The sequence below is a fragment of the Thalassotalea psychrophila genome (assembly GCF_031583595.1).
Taxonomy (GTDB): domain Bacteria; phylum Pseudomonadota; class Gammaproteobacteria; order Enterobacterales; family Alteromonadaceae; genus Thalassotalea_A; species Thalassotalea_A psychrophila.
The window spans coordinates 4,256,733-4,272,848 of sequence record NZ_CP134145.1; the positions used below are offsets into that span (position 1 = coordinate 4,256,733).

Genomic DNA, 16,116 nt, shown 5'->3' on the forward strand with positions numbered 1-16,116 from the left:
ATCAATTACCTTTTTATAAAACTGCCAACACCATTGCAAAATGACATTAAACAGTGTCATTTTGCAATGATTATAAGTCATTTTGAACATCTGTAAACTTTTTTTTATATTGAGTTAGATGAATAATATGTGTCATTAAAAAATGCGGCAAAATACTCGCAAGAAACTACAATTACTAATCATAAATGATCTAACTGAGGCTAATATGTCATCTAATTTTATTAACCATCTTCAACAACAAATCGATCAAGTTAAAGAAGAAGGCCTGTACAAAGCAGAAAGAATTATAACTACCGCACAACAAGCAGATATTGCAGTTAGCAGTGGTGAAGAAGTTATTAACTTTTGTGCCAATAACTATTTAGGTTTAGCCAATCATCCAGAGCTAATTAACGCTGCTAAAGGTGGTTTAGACGACCATGGTTTTGGTATGGCATCAGTACGTTTTATTTGTGGTACACAAGATATTCATAAAACCTTAGAAGGTAAACTATCTAACTTCTTGGGTATGGAAGATACCATTCTTTATTCTTCATGTTTTGATGCTAATGCGGGTTTATTTGAAACAATATTAACTGCTGAAGATGCGATTATTTCAGATGCACTAAACCATGCATCAATTATTGACGGTGTGCGTTTATGTAAAGCTAAACGTTTTCGTTATGCGAATAACGACATGGCCGCATTAGAAGAACAACTTATTGCTGCCAATGAAGCTGGTGCACGCTTTAAGCTAATTGCTACTGACGGCGTATTCTCAATGGATGGTGTAATTGCCAACCTGAAAGGTGTATGTGATTTAGCCGACAAATATGATGCAATGGTGATGGTTGATGATTCTCATGCTGTAGGGTTTGTTGGTGAAGAAGGTCGTGGTTCACACGAGTACTGTGAAGTAATGGGCCGAGTAGATATCGTTACCGGTACTTTAGGTAAAGCCATGGGTGGCGCTTCAGGTGGTTTCACCTCAGCGAGTAAAGAAGTAGTCGAATGGTTACGTCAACGTTCTCGTCCTTACCTTTTCTCAAACTCATTAGCTCCTGCAATTGTAACAGCTTCTATCAAGGTAATTGATATGCTCGCTCAAGGCGGCGAACTTCGTAAAACCTTAAAAGATAACGCAGCATATTTTCGTAATAACATGGAAGCCGCAGGCTTTACCTGTGCCGGTGCAGATCATGCGATTATTCCAGTTATGCTTGGAGATGCTAAAGTTGCAGCTGATATGTCAAACCGTTTACTTAGCGAAGGTATTTACGTTATTGGTTTCTCATTTCCAGTTGTACCAAAAGGCCAAGCGCGCATTCGTACCCAAATTTCTGCCGCTCATACTCGAGCGCAATTAGATAAAGCTATTGAAGCCTTTACCCGAATTGGTAAAGAAATGGGCGTCATTTAACAAGCTTAAATTAGAGATAATAGAATGAAATCATTAGCAAAATTAAAAGCTGAAGCTGGCATTTGGATGACTGACTCGCCAAAGCCAGAAGTTGGTCATAACGATTTATTAATCAAAATTAAGAAAACTGCAATTTGTGGTACCGACATTCACATTTATAACTGGGATGAATGGTCACAGAAAACTATTCCTGTACCTATGGTTGTCGGTCATGAATACGCGGGTGTTGTAGTTGACATGGGTCAAGAAGTAAAAGGTTTTACTAAAGGAGACAGGGTATCTGGTGAAGGTCACATTACTTGCGGTCATTGTCGAAATTGTCGTGGTGGCCGAACGCACTTATGTCGCAATACCGTTGGTGTTGGTGTAGACCGTACCGGGAGTTTTGCTGAATACTTAGTGATTCCTGCCTACAATGCGTTTAAATTACCCGATGAGATCTCTGACGATTTAGCGGCAGTATTTGACCCATTTGGTAACGCTGTACATACCGCCCTTTCATTTGATCTAGTTGGTGAAGATGTTTTGATCACTGGTGCTGGCCCTATCGGCATTATGGCAGCGGCTGTTGCTAAACATGTTGGTGCCCGCCATGTTGTTATTACTGACATTAATGAATATCGTTTAGATTTAGCTCGTAAAATGGGCGCTACTCGTGCAGTTAACGTTGCCAACGAAAACTTAAAAGATGTAATGAACGAGCTTGGTATGACAGAAGGGTTTGACGTAGGCATGGAAATGTCTGGCGTACCTATGGCCTTTACAGACATGCTAGAGAATATGAACAATGGCGGTAAAATTGCCATGTTAGGTATTCCTGGGCAAGACATGGCGATTGATTGGAGCAAAGTCATTTTTAAAGGCTTAACCATCAAAGGTATTTATGGCCGTGAAATGTTCGAAACCTGGTATAAAATGGCAAGCTTAATTCAATCTGGTTTAGACTTGAGCCCTATTATTACTCATCACTTCCCTATTGATGAATTTCAACAAGGCTTTGACGCCATGTTATCCGGTAATTCAGGTAAAGTTATTCTTAGCTGGGATTAACCCTATAAATCTAGAATAAAGTATTTTTTATTAAAGCCTGTTGAGTTTTTACTAGCTCAGCAGGCTTTTTTTGTTAAAATCACTTTAACGAACTTATTAAAACTAAATAAAGAGAATACTGTGTTATCAAACGACAGCACCTTCAAACACATTAATGTGGCCGATGTAGCAAATGGTTTAGCTACTAAAGAACATATCGTTGTAGATATACGCGATGCTAATTCATATGCTATCAGCCATATATCTGGGGCAATCCACTTAAGCAATGAAGGTTTAAGTGATTTTTTACGTGAAGCTGATTTCGATGCTCCTACAGTGGTATGTTGTTATCATGGTATTTCTAGTCAACAAGCCGCGCAATTTTTAATTAGCCAAGATTTCACCGATGTTTACTCGCTAGATGGTGGGTTTGAGTTATGGTCTAATAGTTATCCGCAACATATTGAAAAAGCATAAATAGAGTGCAACCTTAAATGCAAATATTGGTTAACGTAGAACAAAAATCCATTGCCTTGATCTTTGCTGATTACCTAAAAAGTATCAACATTAACTGTGAAATCAAACCAGCCTTAAACGATCAGCAAGTCATTGATGGTTGGGCTATCCTTTGTGCCACACAAGAAATTGATAGAGCTAAATATGAATTTGAACAGTTCATTAGTCAGCCCAATCACCCAAAGTATCAGCAATCTGCTTGGCAAAGTGGCCAATCGGTAAAGCTCAATGGTAGTTCTGGGTTGAGTAAGCAAATTAAAGCAAATTTCCTCGCTCAAGCAGGCCCTTTCACTATTTGTATTTTTGCACTTTGTTGGCTTGTATTTGCCGCCACATTTTTATTGTTCGGTAATAGCCTTTATCAATTAGTTATTTTCAATCAAGCTGGTGATCTTAATCAAACATTTGCCCAGCCTTGGCGCCTATTAACGCCCGCTTTGTTCCATTATTCTTTATTGCATATTGCCTTTAATACGATGTGGTGGTGGCAACTCGGTGGTCAAATTGAAAAGAACTTAGGGCTAAATAAAATCATAATTTTATTTATTACCTCTGCCCTACTTTCTAATATTGCACAATTCTATATTTCCGGGCCCAATTTTGGTGGTCTTTCTGGAGTTGTTTATGCCACGGTAGGTTTTGTATGGTGGTATGGCTATTTAAACCCGAATAAAGGTATAGGTTTATCCAACTCTATTATTGGCTTTATGCTGTTTTGGCTAGTATTAGGCTATACCGATTTTATGCCGATTAATGTAGCAAACACTGCGCATTTAGTGGGTTTAATTTCGGGGGTATTCTATGCGCTACTGGTTACTCAGTTAACTAAAATGAAGAAAATTAATTAACTATGCTTGAATTAAAACATCAGTTTCCCATTGGTTTAGATGTGAACTGGATAAGTGCTAAAAACGCTCCACAAACACCGCGTTTGAATGATTGGTTGTTAGATCCTACATCATTAACGGCCCGCCTAAAAAGTCACTGTAAAGACTTTAAGATACAAGTATTAGGGCAGCGAGTTGAAGCTTGCCAAGCTAATGAAGCAAATGCAGATATTATATTAGGTGAACAAGTTTTGGTGCGAGAAGTTATATTATTTTGTGATGATGTACCGCATGTATTTGCTCGCAGTTTATTACCTTTAAAAAGTTTAACCGGTGAACAACAAGCCCTAGCAAGTTTAGGCGAGCAATCGCTAGGGCAAGTACTTTTTAATAATCCGAAATTGCATCGTGAGGTGGTAGAAGTTGCCGAAATTGAGCCTAGTCTGAGAGTATGCGAATTAGCTGCTATGCTAAATCTTCAGGTTAAGCACAATTTATGGGGCCGACGTTCATTATTTTTCATTGAAGATAAGCCGCTGATGGTCGCTGAAGTATTTTTACCTAGCGCGAGAGCCTACCTATAAAGATATCGAATATAAAATTGTCCTGAAAACATGTTTATTAATTTCAACTTTACATTTAAATCTATATGTCACAATAACTTACAGTAATCACAAAATAATCATCGAAAGATTTTGCTTCTATCATAATATATTCAATATACGGCCTATCATTTAATCACCTTTTCAAAGGAGATTAATTATGAAGGTATTAACTACAGTAACCTTATTTATTATCGTGTTCACTTTATTCAGCAGCAAAGTAAATGCAGCCAATATAACTTTCAAGGCGGGAGATGATTCTTTAGCGACTAAGCTTTGCCTTGCTGCTGTCAGCAATGATTTACAAAAAACAAAACGATATATTAGCCGCCTTGCTTTGATGACTGGAATTAACACCGGTATGTATGGTCGAACTAACTTTGCAAGCGATGACATACGATGCAACGACACTGATTTAGTAAAATTTACAGCTCAATATAATGCCAAAGACACGTTTGAGTTTATCAATAAAAGAGCGATGAAAAAATATCGCTTAAATACTGACGAAGTTAAAGTAATTGATTTAGCGAGACAAAATAGCATGAACAATACGCCACAAGTTATTGTTATCACTAGTCGTTAATAATTCAAAAAAAGTATAGTTAAATGGTTAAGTTTTCGCTTAACCATTTTTTTATTCATGGATAAATTAACTTAGAGTTATCATGGACCATTCTTTCACATCCATGTGATCATGGCATACACAACATCCTTATTGAAAAAGGCTTAGATTCTGTTAATTCATGGATGGCTTAAATTCTATTACTTCATGGACAAAGGTATGCAAATCATCAGCTAGGGGGTTAAGTTGCTAAATTCAATGCTGCGTCAAACGGTTAATATCAAGGTACATGTAAATATACTTTAACGAAAACCTCACTTAACTCGCACATTTCGAAAATGGAATGCTTATGAAAGCAATATTATTTCCTTAGGTTTTGCTTATAAGCCAGAAAAAAGTTAGTTATTTTAGATAGTTAGTAGTCATAGAAATAATCACATAACACTTAGCTTTTCATCTTAAGTTATTTCAGTAATCTGCCTACAATTTTCTAGTAAGAATACACACAAGGAGTGATTAATCATGAAAGCAACCCGAACATTTTTTTTATTTATAATAGCCTTCGTCTTATTAAGTTTTAAGGCCTATGCCAATAATGTTACCTTTGAAGCCGGTGACAACTCTACTGCCACTAAACTATGTATAGCAGCAGGAAGCAATAATTTGCATGCCACCCAAAAATACATCAAGAGTTTAAGCTGGCAACAAACTGGCATGTACCAAAAAACTAACTCAGTGTTAGCTGAAGTGTCTTGTAACAAAATCAATTTAATTGAATTCACGGCACAATATGACGCAGACAAAACGTATAATTTTCTCAATGATAAAGCGATGAACAAATATAAGTTAACTGATGATCAAATGAAAATTATTGATATTGCAAAAGTGAATGATTTACCACAAGTTATAGTAGTTACTAGTAGGTAAGGCTGCAAAAATTATTAACGTATTTAATGGTTAAGTGTTTACTTAACCATTTTTTAATTCCGGGATAAATTAACTTAGAGTTGTTCGTATTCTTATTCGTATTGGTATAATATAAGCAAAAAATAATCCAGTGCCTAACTTTAATCACTAGGATAAAAATTATTAAAAAGTTATGCCAACTTCGTTAATTAATGAACTTGGTTTTAGTCTTCAGGATCAATTAATGTCAGCATTCCTCCCTTCTTGGCAAGCCACTAAATTAATTACTCGTATGGACAAGCCAATAGGTACCTATTTATTGCTTTGGCCGACGTTTTGGGCGCTATACGTTGCCGCAGAAGGTTTTCCAGGTTGGCATTTAACTTTAGTTTTTGCCCTAGGTGTATTTATTATGCGCAGTGCTGGTTGCGTAATTAATGATTTTGCCGATAGAAAAGTAGATGGAAAAGTTAAACGAACTGAACAACGACCACTTGTTAGCGGACTGATAACAAGCAAAGAAGCTATAACCTTATTTGTTGTTCTATTGGCTGTTGCTTTAGGACTTGTTTTAACACTTTCATGGTACAGCATTAGTTTATCAATTATTGCCTTAATACTTGCTGCTAGTTACCCATTCATGAAAAGGTTTACTCATTACCCACAAGTGGTTTTAGGGGCAGCCTTTAGTTGGGGCATGATCATGGCCTTTGCTGAAATTCAACAGGCTATTCCCACTACAGCCTGGTTATTATTTTTCGCTAATGTGCTGTGGACAGTTGCCTATGACACTATGTATGCCATGGTAGACAGAGATGATGATTTACTTATTGGAGTAAAATCAACAGCAATTATTTTCGGCCGATTAGACAAAGTAATTATCGCTTTATTGCAAATATTCGTACTGACATTACTGGTTAAGGTTGGTCAAATTCAGCAGTTCAATATGTTCTATTATTTGGGTTTAATTCTCGTGGCTGCGACATTTATTTATCAACAAAATTTAATCAAGAAACGAGAGAGAGATAATTGCTTTCAAGCGTTTTTAAACAATCATTACGGGTTATTGATTGTATTACTCGCTATAATAATTCAATACTAACTTTACCTTTATTGCATTCACCTAGGATCAAACATGCTCAGCTATCGTCACTCTTTTCATGCAGGCAACTTTGCCGATGTACTCAAGCATATTGTGCAAGTAGAAATTTTAGATTACCTAGGGCAAAAAGATAAGGTTTTTGACTACATAGATACTCACTCGGGTGCCGGTTTATTCAATTTAAAATCAGAACATGCCACTAAGTTGGGTGAATACTTAAATGGTATCGCCAAATTAAATGAAAATGACTTTCCTGAATTAAGAGAATATTTTCGTGCGATTAAAGTCCATAACGATTCTGAGCAACTAGAGTTTTATCCTGGCTCTCCGTTAATCGCTCAACACTTTTTACGTAACGAAGATAAAGCTTGGTTATACGAGCTACACCCTACTGATTTTGAACTACTCAGTGAGAATATAAGACAAACTCGTCGTGTAAGAGTAAAACAAGGCGATGGATTTGAAGGGTTACTTTCGGTTGTACCACCAATCTCACGTCGTGCTTTTGTTCTTATTGACCCACCTTATGAAATTAAAACAGATTACGATAAGGTATTTAAAGTTGTGGCGAAAGCACATAAAAAATTTCCAACCGGTACCTACGCTATTTGGTATCCAGTAGTTGATAGACATCGCATCGAAAAACTGGAAAAAAGTTTTGCCAATAGCGGTATAAAAGATATTGTACGTTTCGAATTAGGGTTATCTGCTGATACTGCGGAGCGCGGTATGACATCGTCAGGCATGATAGTAATAAACCCACCATGGACGTTAAAAGCAAAAATGGAAAAACTGTTACCTAAATTAGTAAAAGCCGTTGATGAAAACGGTACGGCTTTTTCTAAGTGCGACACTTGGGTAGCAGAATAAACTAGGGTCAGAGTCAGTATTTAGACAGACTATTAAGATTGCTCTTTAATCAAGTCAATAAACGCATTGCCATAACGAGCAAGCTTGGTATCACCAACACCGGTTATAGCTAAGAACTCTGTTGAGTTTCTTGGCTTCAAGCGGGCCATTTCAATTAATGATGCATCGTTAAATACAATAAATGGTGCAATGTCTTCACTATCGGCAATTACTTTACGCAAAGTACGAAGCTGTTTAAACAAAACCTTGTCGTAAGCAGAGGTGGCTTTATTTTGCTGCCAATATCCTTGGCTTTGTAGTCTCGGCCTTGCCATCATTAATGGCTCAGAACCTTTGAGAGCGGATTTTGATGCATTGGTTAAACACAGTGCTGATTGCTGTTCGATATCTTGCTGTAAAAAGCCTAAGTGAATTAATTGTCTAATAACTGAAAACCAATAACCGCGAGTTTTATCTTTACCAATACCAAAAGTACTTACTTTATTATGTTCTTTCTGGGTTATTTTCTCGAGTTCACGCCCTCTAAGCACATCAATAACATAATGGATATCACCACTTTGATTGATTCTAAATACACACGACAGCACTTTTTGGGCATCAACTGTAGCGTCGTATCGACTTGGTGGATCTAAACAGATATCACAGTTACCACAACCATTATTGGTGTATTCAGCGAAGTAATTGAGTAACACTTGTCTTCTGCAGGTTTGTGCTTCAGCAAAGCCTGACATGGCAGCAAAACGTTGTAATTCAACATTAATACGCTGCTCATTTTCATTTTGTGATATGCGCTTTTTTATGCGTTCAATGTCTTGGCTGTCATATAAAAATAGCGCTTCAGCTTTTAATCCATCGCGGCCTGCACGGCCTGTTTCTTGATAATAAGACTCCAGCGTTCTTGGCATATCATAATGCACCACAAAACGAACATTGGGTTTATTTATACCTAAGCCAAACGCCACCGTAGCGACAACAATTTTGATATTGTCTTTGGTAAAGCCATCTTGAATAACACCGCGAATTTCAGTTTCCATGCCGGCATGATAACCGGCACAGTTATAACCTTTTGAAGCTAAAAAACCGCTTAATTTATCAACTTGCCAGCGACTGTTACAATAAATAATTCCGCTTTCATCACCCATTTCTTTCAAGTATTCAATGAGCTGTGTCTCACCATTATATTTGTCCGCTAGGGTATAACGAATATTTGGTCGATCGAAACTGTCGAGCAACACATAAGGATTATTTAGTTGAAGCTGATTTAATATATCTTTACGGGTAGTCACATCGGCCGTAGCTGTTAACGCAATAACCGGCGTATAAGGAAAGTACTCTTTTAGCTTACCTAATTGCGTGTATGAAGGTCTAAAGTCATGACCCCATGAAGAAATGCAATGCGCTTCATCAATGGCAAAAAAGTTTATTTGCACTTGCTGTATGCTTTGCAAAAAATAATGGTTTAACAATCGCTCCGGCGCTACATACAATATTTTTATTTCACCACTGCCAACCTTTTTCATGGTTTGGTTGATGGTTTGCCCATCTAAACTTGAATTAATATAGGCCGCTGAGATCCCTTGACGACTTAAACCGTCAACTTGATCTTTCATTAAAGCAATTAATGGCGATACGACAATTGTTAAGCCCGGCATTAGAGTAGCTGGTAATTGATAACATAATGATTTACCACCACCTGTTGGCATTAATACCAAACAATCTCGACCTTGCAGTAACTGCTCGATAACTTGTTGTTGACCAGAGCGGAAACTTTGATAACCAAAATGATGGTTCAAAGAATGGTGTAAGTCTGGCAATTTTTGTTCGGTACTAGCGTCAGATTTCAAGAGATTATCGTTATTATTAGGTGATTATTATCATTTTAACCTAGCTCATCAGTTGATCGATAGACTTTTCTTGTAACTAAGTTACTCTACACCTAGAAACGCTTACTTTTGAGGATGTTATGGAAAAACAATTTATTTTCGAGCAAATAACTGAGATGTGGAACAACCACATTCCTTTTAATTCATTACTAGGTTTCACCATCACTCAGATGACTGAAGAATATGCTGAAATCCAGTTTGATTGGCAAGACAAGTTGATGGGGAATCCAATCCAAAAAATTCTCCATGGCGGCGTTACTGCATCTGTCTTAGATATGGTTGGTGGCGTCGTTATTTCAGCTAATTTGATCGGTAGAATAAATAAACCTGACAAGAAAAAAATAGCCGATAAGTTAAGTAAATTTTGTACCATCGATTTGCGTACCGATTATCTTCGCCCTGGCAAAGGTAAGTCATTTGTTGCAACAGCACGTATCATTCGTCATGGCAGTAAAGTAGCGGTTGCACGCATGGAACTGCACAATGAAAAAGGCGAACACATCGCCTTTGGTACAGGAACCTATATGGTTTAATTGTTTATGCCAGTTTCATTAAGTAATTAAATTGGTATTACTATCAAATAGCCACTTATATGTTAGAATCGGCGCAAATATGCTTCCTCAATAAATGGCTGTAAAATTATGACGCAAGTAAATGAAAATAAGAGTGGTGTATTAAACGCACTTGCTGCTTACGGCATGTGGGGATTGGCTCCATTATATTTCAAACTACTTGAGCATGTTTCGGCTCCAGAAATATTAGTACACCGCATTATTTGGTCGTTTGCCCTTCTGGTTATCATTGTATTAGCTATGGGGAATTGGCGCAAAGTACAGCGCATACTGGTTAACCCTAAGATGCTCGCCTGGTTGTTGTTAACTTCGGTAATTCTGGGGGCTAATTGGCTAATATTCATCTGGGCAATTAATAATAATTACTTGCTCGAAGCTAGTCTTGGCTATTTTATTAACCCGCTGTTTTCAGTTGCATTAGGCATGCTATTTCTAGGTGAACGATTACGAAAGTGGCAGAAAATTGCGGTGATTTTCGCCTTGTGTGGCGTGATTATTCAATTGATTAGTATTGGCAGCATACCGGTAATAGCTCTTGGCCTTGCAGGAACGTTTGGTATCTATGGGCTATTTCGTAAAAAATTAATGGTCGAATCAGTGCCAGGGTTATTAATAGAATCAGCATTAATGCTACCTTTAGGAATTGCTTATTGGCTTTTTTACATGGATACACCAACAAGCAATATGATGCTTAATGACAGCCAGTTAAACATCACTCTAATTGCCGCAGGTTTAGTCACCACTGCACCATTAATTTGCTTTACTGCTGCCGCTAAAAGGCTATCGTTAGCTACTTTAGGATTCTTTCAATACCTTGGCCCAACACTAATGTTTATATTGGCGATTGTATTGTATAAAGAACAGCTTATTTTTGAAAAGTTACTAACCTTCGTATTTATTTGGATTGCGATTGCAATTTACAGTTGGGATTCTATCCGTAAACTAAAAGCGGCAAAGCGGGCAAAAGTTTAAGTGCTTTCTGAGGAAATTTATTCCATGAACATATTTCCTCAGTTATACACTATTGTACTAAATCGCCTCTAATCTAGCGTAAGCAACAACCAACCACTTAGTCCCATGCGCCTCAAAATTAACTTGAACACGTGACTGTGCACCAGTGCCTTCAAAGTTTAATACTACACCTTCACCAAATTTTTGATGCATTACCCTCTGCCCTAATTTAAAGCCAGTATTTTCAAAGGTTTCCATAGTAATAGTATTGCTAAACCGGCCAGTCGTTTTCGGTTTAGCCACTTGGTTTTTCATCCGTATTTCGTCAATGAACTTATCTGGAATTTCTTTTAAGAAACGACTTTGACGATGATACTTCTCTTGCCCGTATAAACGACGTGATTCAGCATGGGTTAAATACAGTTTTTTCATTGCCCGTGTCATGCCAACATAACAAAGACGGCGTTCTTCTTCTAAGCGAACAATGTCTTCAGCAGATTGCTGTGACGGGAACATCCCCTCTTCCATACCCACAATGAACACAAGTGGAAATTCTAAGCCTTTAGCTGAATGCAGTGTCATTAATTGGACTGCAGACTCATATTCGTCAGCTTGTGACTCTCCGGCTTCAAGCGAAGCATGAGTTAAAAATGCAGTAAGTGGCGTTAGCTCTTCTTCAACTTCCGGGTCAACTTCATAGGTAGAACAAGCAGTGACTAATTCATTTAAGTTTTCTATTCTTGCTGCCGCACGCTCACCCTTTTCAGCTTGATACATAGCTTTTAAACCACTGTGCTGAATTACGTGATTAGCTTGTTGGTCTAAATTTAAATTAGTTGAATCATCTTCAAGTTGTAAAATTAATTCAACAAACGCTTTAATTGACTTAGCACTTCGACCCGCTAACTCGTTTTGCTCAATCATATATATACAAGCATCCCAGAGTGTAGAGCCTTGGCTTCTTGCACAATCTCGAATTAGTGTTAACGCTTTATTACCAATACCACGAGTTGGCGTATTGATAATACGTTCAAATGAAGCATCGTCATTACGATTATTAATTAAGCGTAAGTACGCTAATGCGTCTTTAATCTCTTGTCGTTCAAAGAAGCGTAAACCACCATAAATTCGATACGGTAAGCGTGCTTGTAATAACGCTTCTTCTAGTAAGCGCGATTGCGCATTCGAGCGATACAGTAAAGCAACATCATCTAATGAATTGCCATCTTCAAGCCATTGCTTAATGCGACCTGAAATAAACCTTGCTTCATCAATTTCATTAAATGCGGTATACAACGAAATAGTTTCACCGGCATCATCTTCAGTCCATAAATCCTTGCCTAATCGGTTATTGTTATTGGTAATTAACGCATTAGCAGCATTTAGGATATTAGCGGTTGAACGATAATTTTGTTCTAAGCGAATTGTTTCAGCATCAAAGTCTTTCACAAAGCGTTGAATGTTTTCAATTTTTGCACCGCGCCAGCCGTAAATAGACTGATCATCATCACCAACAATCATCACGTTACCGTGCTTTTTACCGAGCATATTTAGCCAAGCATATTGGATAGCATTAGTATCTTGAAATTCGTCTACGAGTATACGAGTGAAACGTTGTTGGTAATGCTCTAATAATATTGGATTATTTAACCAAAGTTCGTGCGCGCGTAATAACAGCTCAGCGAAATCGACCAAGCCAGCACGATCACAAGTCTCTTGGTAGGTTTGATAAATTTTTACAAAAGTTTGCTCGGTTGGATCAAACTGACAATCAATATGTTGCGGCCTTAAGCCTTCATCTTTTTTACCATTGATATAATACATAGCTTGTTTAGCAGGCCATTTTTTCTCATCAAGTTGCAGCGATCGAACTACACGTTTGATCATGCGTAATTGATCATCAGAATCTAACACTTGAAATGTTTGCGGCAGTTTTGCTTCTTGAAAATGCATTCTTAATAAACGGTGTGCCAACCCATGGAAAGTACCAACCCACATGCCATGAATATTGCCGCCAATAGATTGTTCAACACGACCACGCATTTCTGCTGCAGCTTTATTGGTGAAAGTTACAGAAAGAATACTATGTGGAGAAATTTGCTCAACTTGCACAAGCCAGGCAATGCGATGTACCAACACTCGAGTTTTACCTGAGCCGGCACCTGCAAGTACCAACATATTTTTAGAAGGTGCAGCAACAGCATCACGTTGTTTATCATTTAAAGAGTCGAGTAATTCTGAAACATCCATAATTATTTTTATTCGCGTAAATTGAGAAAAAGAAAATTGTAATATCTGCTAGTATAACTAGCAAAACTATCACTGTATGTAACAACAGTAAACTAATATTGAATACTACTGATTTTATCTGTATTTATACAGTAATTAAATATCTTCATTATCTTTGATATATCGCAAATAAATCACTAACAAATATCGGGTAATTTTCTAAAATTAACGCATACTTAAGAGCATGAGAGTAGTTTTAAGAAGTGAAATGCAATGACTAGTATTACTAAAATAATGACAACAGAAGTATTAACATTAACTCCTCAACATAGTTTGTCAGATGCTCGATTAATGATGATGGAAAATCGAATCAGACATATACCCATTGTTAATGAAAACAAAGAGCTTATGGGCCTAATCAGTCAACGAGATGTACTCGCTGCTGAAGAATCAAGTTTGTATGGCATTAAAAAAGATTTACGTCTTGAACGTGAGCAAAGTATCAAAATAGCGGATTTTTATCACAACAATCTAGTTACCATTCCGCCGCAAGCATCTGTTCACCAAGCTGCTCTATATTTACAAAAACATAAAATAGGCTGCTTACCAGTTGTAGAAGACAACAAGTTAAAAGGCCTAGTAACAGATAGTGACTTTGTAAATGTTGCGATTAATTTGTTGGAAGTAATGAATGAGCCAGAGGAAAACCAATATTCATAAAGTTTGTGCCCTTTTCAACTATACAATATTAGAAAAAGTACAACGTCATCCCCCACGAGCGGAGCGAGATGAGGGACCTACTGCAGCGTATTGTAAATTAATAAAATAATTATCTTTTTTTATTACCACATTATGCGTCAGGAGGTCCCTGATGTCGCTTAAGCTCCTCAGGGATGACGGCGTATTTTTTATAATTTGATGACGATTATTGCCCCTCTACTTTTAGTATTTCGCCGCTTTATCTTTAGCTGGAATACTTGCCTTAATAAATGCACGTAAATCGTTATTTGATTTCTTTAGGTCTTCAGCACGTAAATACATCATATGACCACTTCGGTAACCTTGAAAACTTAAGCGCTGTTTCATTTTACTACTTGGGTCTAACTGCCACATTGTATATTTAGCATCAAAGTAGTTAGTCGCACCATCAAAGTATCCGGCTTGTACCATTACGTTTAAATAAGGGTTTTGCGCCATAGCTAAACGTAAGTTTTCACCAGTTTTATTGTTTGTTCTATCCCACGGATGAACATTACCAAACATATTATATTTTATGTCGGTTTTGTAATTTAGCTCTTCACTCATGTAATAGTTAATTGCCGGGGTAAACGAATGCAACCATGAAGTAAGTTCAGAATTATAGTCTGGGCTGTCACCGACATCTTGTTTATCAATCCCCAAATAGCGAGAGTCTAAACGACCGATAGTTTGGCCACGCTCCCGTAATAATTCCTTCCAAAAAAAGCGAGTCGAAATATCTAAATTTGATTTCAATACTACATCGATACTTAAGCCTGAATACTTCGCAACTTGCTCAGCAATTTTTTGCTTTTGCTCTGGTGCAATAAAACCGCCCATCGCTAATGCCGGTAAATACTCATTGATAGTAAAGGTTTCAACTTCAGGTAATACCTCAGCTAAGTCTTTGCTTTGTAAGTCAGTTCCTAGCGCTTTATGGTACCAGGCTGCTGCGGCAAAATAAGGTAAACGGTTTGCAGCTTTAACCGGGCCATTGCGCTCAATACCAATATCAGTTGGTGACACTAAAACCACCCCATTTAAATACATCCATTGGCGACTTTGTAACTCAAGCGCTAAACCTGAAACTCTGGTAGTTCCGTAGCTTTCGCCAATTAAATATTTAGGTGAGCGCCAGCGGTTGTTGCGTGTAACAAAAGTGTTCAACCATTCCGCTAAGTATTTAACATCAGCATTAACACCAAAAAATAGTTTCTTCTGTTCTTCTTTTGAAGGCAGTTTACCTTCTTTATTTTTCAAAATTCGAGAGTAGCCAGTATTGACAGGGTTAACAAATACGATATCTGCTGTATCTAAAACTGAATACGAATTAGTTTTAACACCATAAGGTTGCAGTGGGTAACCTTCAGGATCAACATTTAATACACGAGGTCCAGTGTATGCAACATGCATCCAAACTGAGGCAGAGCCAGGACCACCATTAAATGAAATAAGTAACGGGCGAGATGATCTGTCTTTTACATCATCACGCTGATAATAGGTGTAATGCAACGCTGCGATCGCGTCTCCATTTTCATTCCAAACCGGTTGAGTACCAGCCGTTGCCGTGTAAGAAAATTTATTTCCATTAACTTTAGTTTTATGTTTTGTAACTACTTTATGGTCAATTTCAAGGTTACGACTATTATCAGGTTCAGCAGAAAATGCCAGACTAGAAACAAAGTAAAGCATTGACGCTATTATTGTTAGGTTTTTCATTTAGTTCTCATGATGATTAAGAATGTAATTAAGTTTATACCAATTCCAATAATTATGTGATCTACTTTTTAGTTAGGAAAAAGGGATAAATACAAGACATAAAATATTATAAGTAGTTATTCTACTTAAAGATTTTATAACGCAGTAGTTATTCATTTTAACCAGTAAAAATGAGCAGATAATTAATGGACTTGGTATTAGTAGAATGTGA

The 16,116-nt window shown here is 37.3% G+C and carries 15 protein-coding genes; 12 read left to right on the forward strand and 3 right to left on the reverse strand.

What is annotated here, in order from left to right; all coding sequences use genetic code 11:
- Window positions 1-205 precede the first annotated feature (205 nt).
- The 9 genes from RGQ13_RS17755 (at window position 206) to RGQ13_RS17795 (ending at window position 7,813) form a co-directional block, all read left to right on the forward strand.
- Complete coding sequence (locus tag RGQ13_RS17755) at window positions 206-1,399, forward strand: glycine C-acetyltransferase (RefSeq protein ID WP_348391059.1); 1,194 nt, start codon at window positions 206-208, stop codon at window positions 1,397-1,399.
- 24 nt (window positions 1,400-1,423) lie between these two features.
- Window positions 1,424-2,449 carry an L-threonine 3-dehydrogenase gene (gene tdh / locus RGQ13_RS17760; RefSeq protein ID WP_348391060.1) on the forward strand — a complete coding sequence of 342 codons (1,026 nt, stop codon included), beginning with the start codon at window positions 1,424-1,426 and terminating at the stop codon, window positions 2,447-2,449.
- A 120-nt stretch (window positions 2,450-2,569) separates the two neighbouring features.
- A complete protein-coding gene (gene glpE, locus RGQ13_RS17765) occupies window positions 2,570-2,905 on the forward strand; it encodes a thiosulfate sulfurtransferase GlpE (RefSeq protein ID WP_348391061.1) in 336 nt (111 codons plus the stop codon).
- Between the two features lie 17 nt (window positions 2,906-2,922).
- A complete protein-coding gene (gene glpG, locus RGQ13_RS17770) occupies window positions 2,923-3,792 on the forward strand; it encodes a rhomboid family intramembrane serine protease GlpG (protein ID WP_348391062.1) in 870 nt (289 codons plus the stop codon).
- Between the two features lie 2 nt (window positions 3,793-3,794).
- Entirely contained in the window at window positions 3,795-4,355 is a 561-nt protein-coding gene (locus tag RGQ13_RS17775) for a chorismate--pyruvate lyase family protein (RefSeq protein WP_348391063.1), read from the forward strand.
- A 178-nt stretch (window positions 4,356-4,533) separates the two neighbouring features.
- The gene (locus RGQ13_RS17780; protein ID WP_348391064.1) at window positions 4,534-4,956 is read left to right on the forward strand and encodes a hypothetical protein; all 423 of its coding nucleotides are present in this window, start codon (window positions 4,534-4,536) and stop codon (window positions 4,954-4,956) included.
- A gap of 501 nt (window positions 4,957-5,457) precedes the next feature.
- Entirely contained in the window at window positions 5,458-5,862 is a 405-nt protein-coding gene (locus RGQ13_RS17785) for a hypothetical protein (protein WP_348391065.1), read from the forward strand.
- Between the two features lie 223 nt (window positions 5,863-6,085).
- Window positions 6,086-6,943: a 4-hydroxybenzoate octaprenyltransferase gene (gene ubiA, locus RGQ13_RS17790; protein WP_348391066.1), complete on the forward strand. Its 858-nt coding sequence runs from the start codon at window positions 6,086-6,088 to the stop codon at window positions 6,941-6,943.
- Window positions 6,944-6,976: 33 nt separating this feature from the next.
- Window positions 6,977-7,813 carry a 23S rRNA (adenine(2030)-N(6))-methyltransferase RlmJ gene (locus RGQ13_RS17795; protein ID WP_348391067.1) on the forward strand — a complete coding sequence of 279 codons (837 nt, stop codon included), beginning with the start codon at window positions 6,977-6,979 and terminating at the stop codon, window positions 7,811-7,813.
- A gap of 32 nt (window positions 7,814-7,845) precedes the next feature.
- On the opposite strand, the gene recQ is transcribed toward RGQ13_RS17795, so the two are convergent.
- Window positions 7,846-9,657 carry a DNA helicase RecQ gene (gene recQ / locus RGQ13_RS17800; protein ID WP_348391068.1) on the reverse strand — a complete coding sequence of 604 codons (1,812 nt, stop codon included), beginning with the start codon at window positions 9,655-9,657 and terminating at the stop codon, window positions 7,846-7,848.
- 119 nt (window positions 9,658-9,776) lie between these two features.
- Here recQ and RGQ13_RS17805 point away from each other — a divergent pair, with 119 nt between their 5' ends.
- Window positions 9,777-10,229 carry a thioesterase family protein gene (locus tag RGQ13_RS17805; protein ID WP_348391069.1) on the forward strand — a complete coding sequence of 151 codons (453 nt, stop codon included), beginning with the start codon at window positions 9,777-9,779 and terminating at the stop codon, window positions 10,227-10,229.
- Between the two features lie 108 nt (window positions 10,230-10,337).
- Entirely contained in the window at window positions 10,338-11,240 is a 903-nt protein-coding gene (rarD, locus tag RGQ13_RS17810; RefSeq protein ID WP_348391070.1) for an EamA family transporter RarD, read from the forward strand.
- A 57-nt stretch (window positions 11,241-11,297) separates the two neighbouring features.
- Here the strand turns inward: rarD and uvrD are convergent, their stop codons facing one another.
- Entirely contained in the window at window positions 11,298-13,469 is a 2,172-nt protein-coding gene (gene uvrD, locus RGQ13_RS17815; RefSeq protein WP_348391071.1) for a DNA helicase II, read from the reverse strand.
- A 252-nt stretch (window positions 13,470-13,721) separates the two neighbouring features.
- On the opposite strand from uvrD, the gene RGQ13_RS17820 reads away from it, so the two are divergent.
- The gene (locus RGQ13_RS17820) at window positions 13,722-14,168 is read left to right on the forward strand and encodes a CBS domain-containing protein (protein ID WP_348391072.1); all 447 of its coding nucleotides are present in this window, start codon (window positions 13,722-13,724) and stop codon (window positions 14,166-14,168) included.
- A gap of 222 nt (window positions 14,169-14,390) precedes the next feature.
- On the opposite strand, the gene RGQ13_RS17825 is transcribed toward RGQ13_RS17820, so the two are convergent.
- A complete protein-coding gene (locus tag RGQ13_RS17825) occupies window positions 14,391-15,905 on the reverse strand; it encodes a S10 family peptidase (protein ID WP_348391073.1) in 1,515 nt (504 codons plus the stop codon).
- Window positions 15,906-16,116 lie beyond the last annotated feature (211 nt).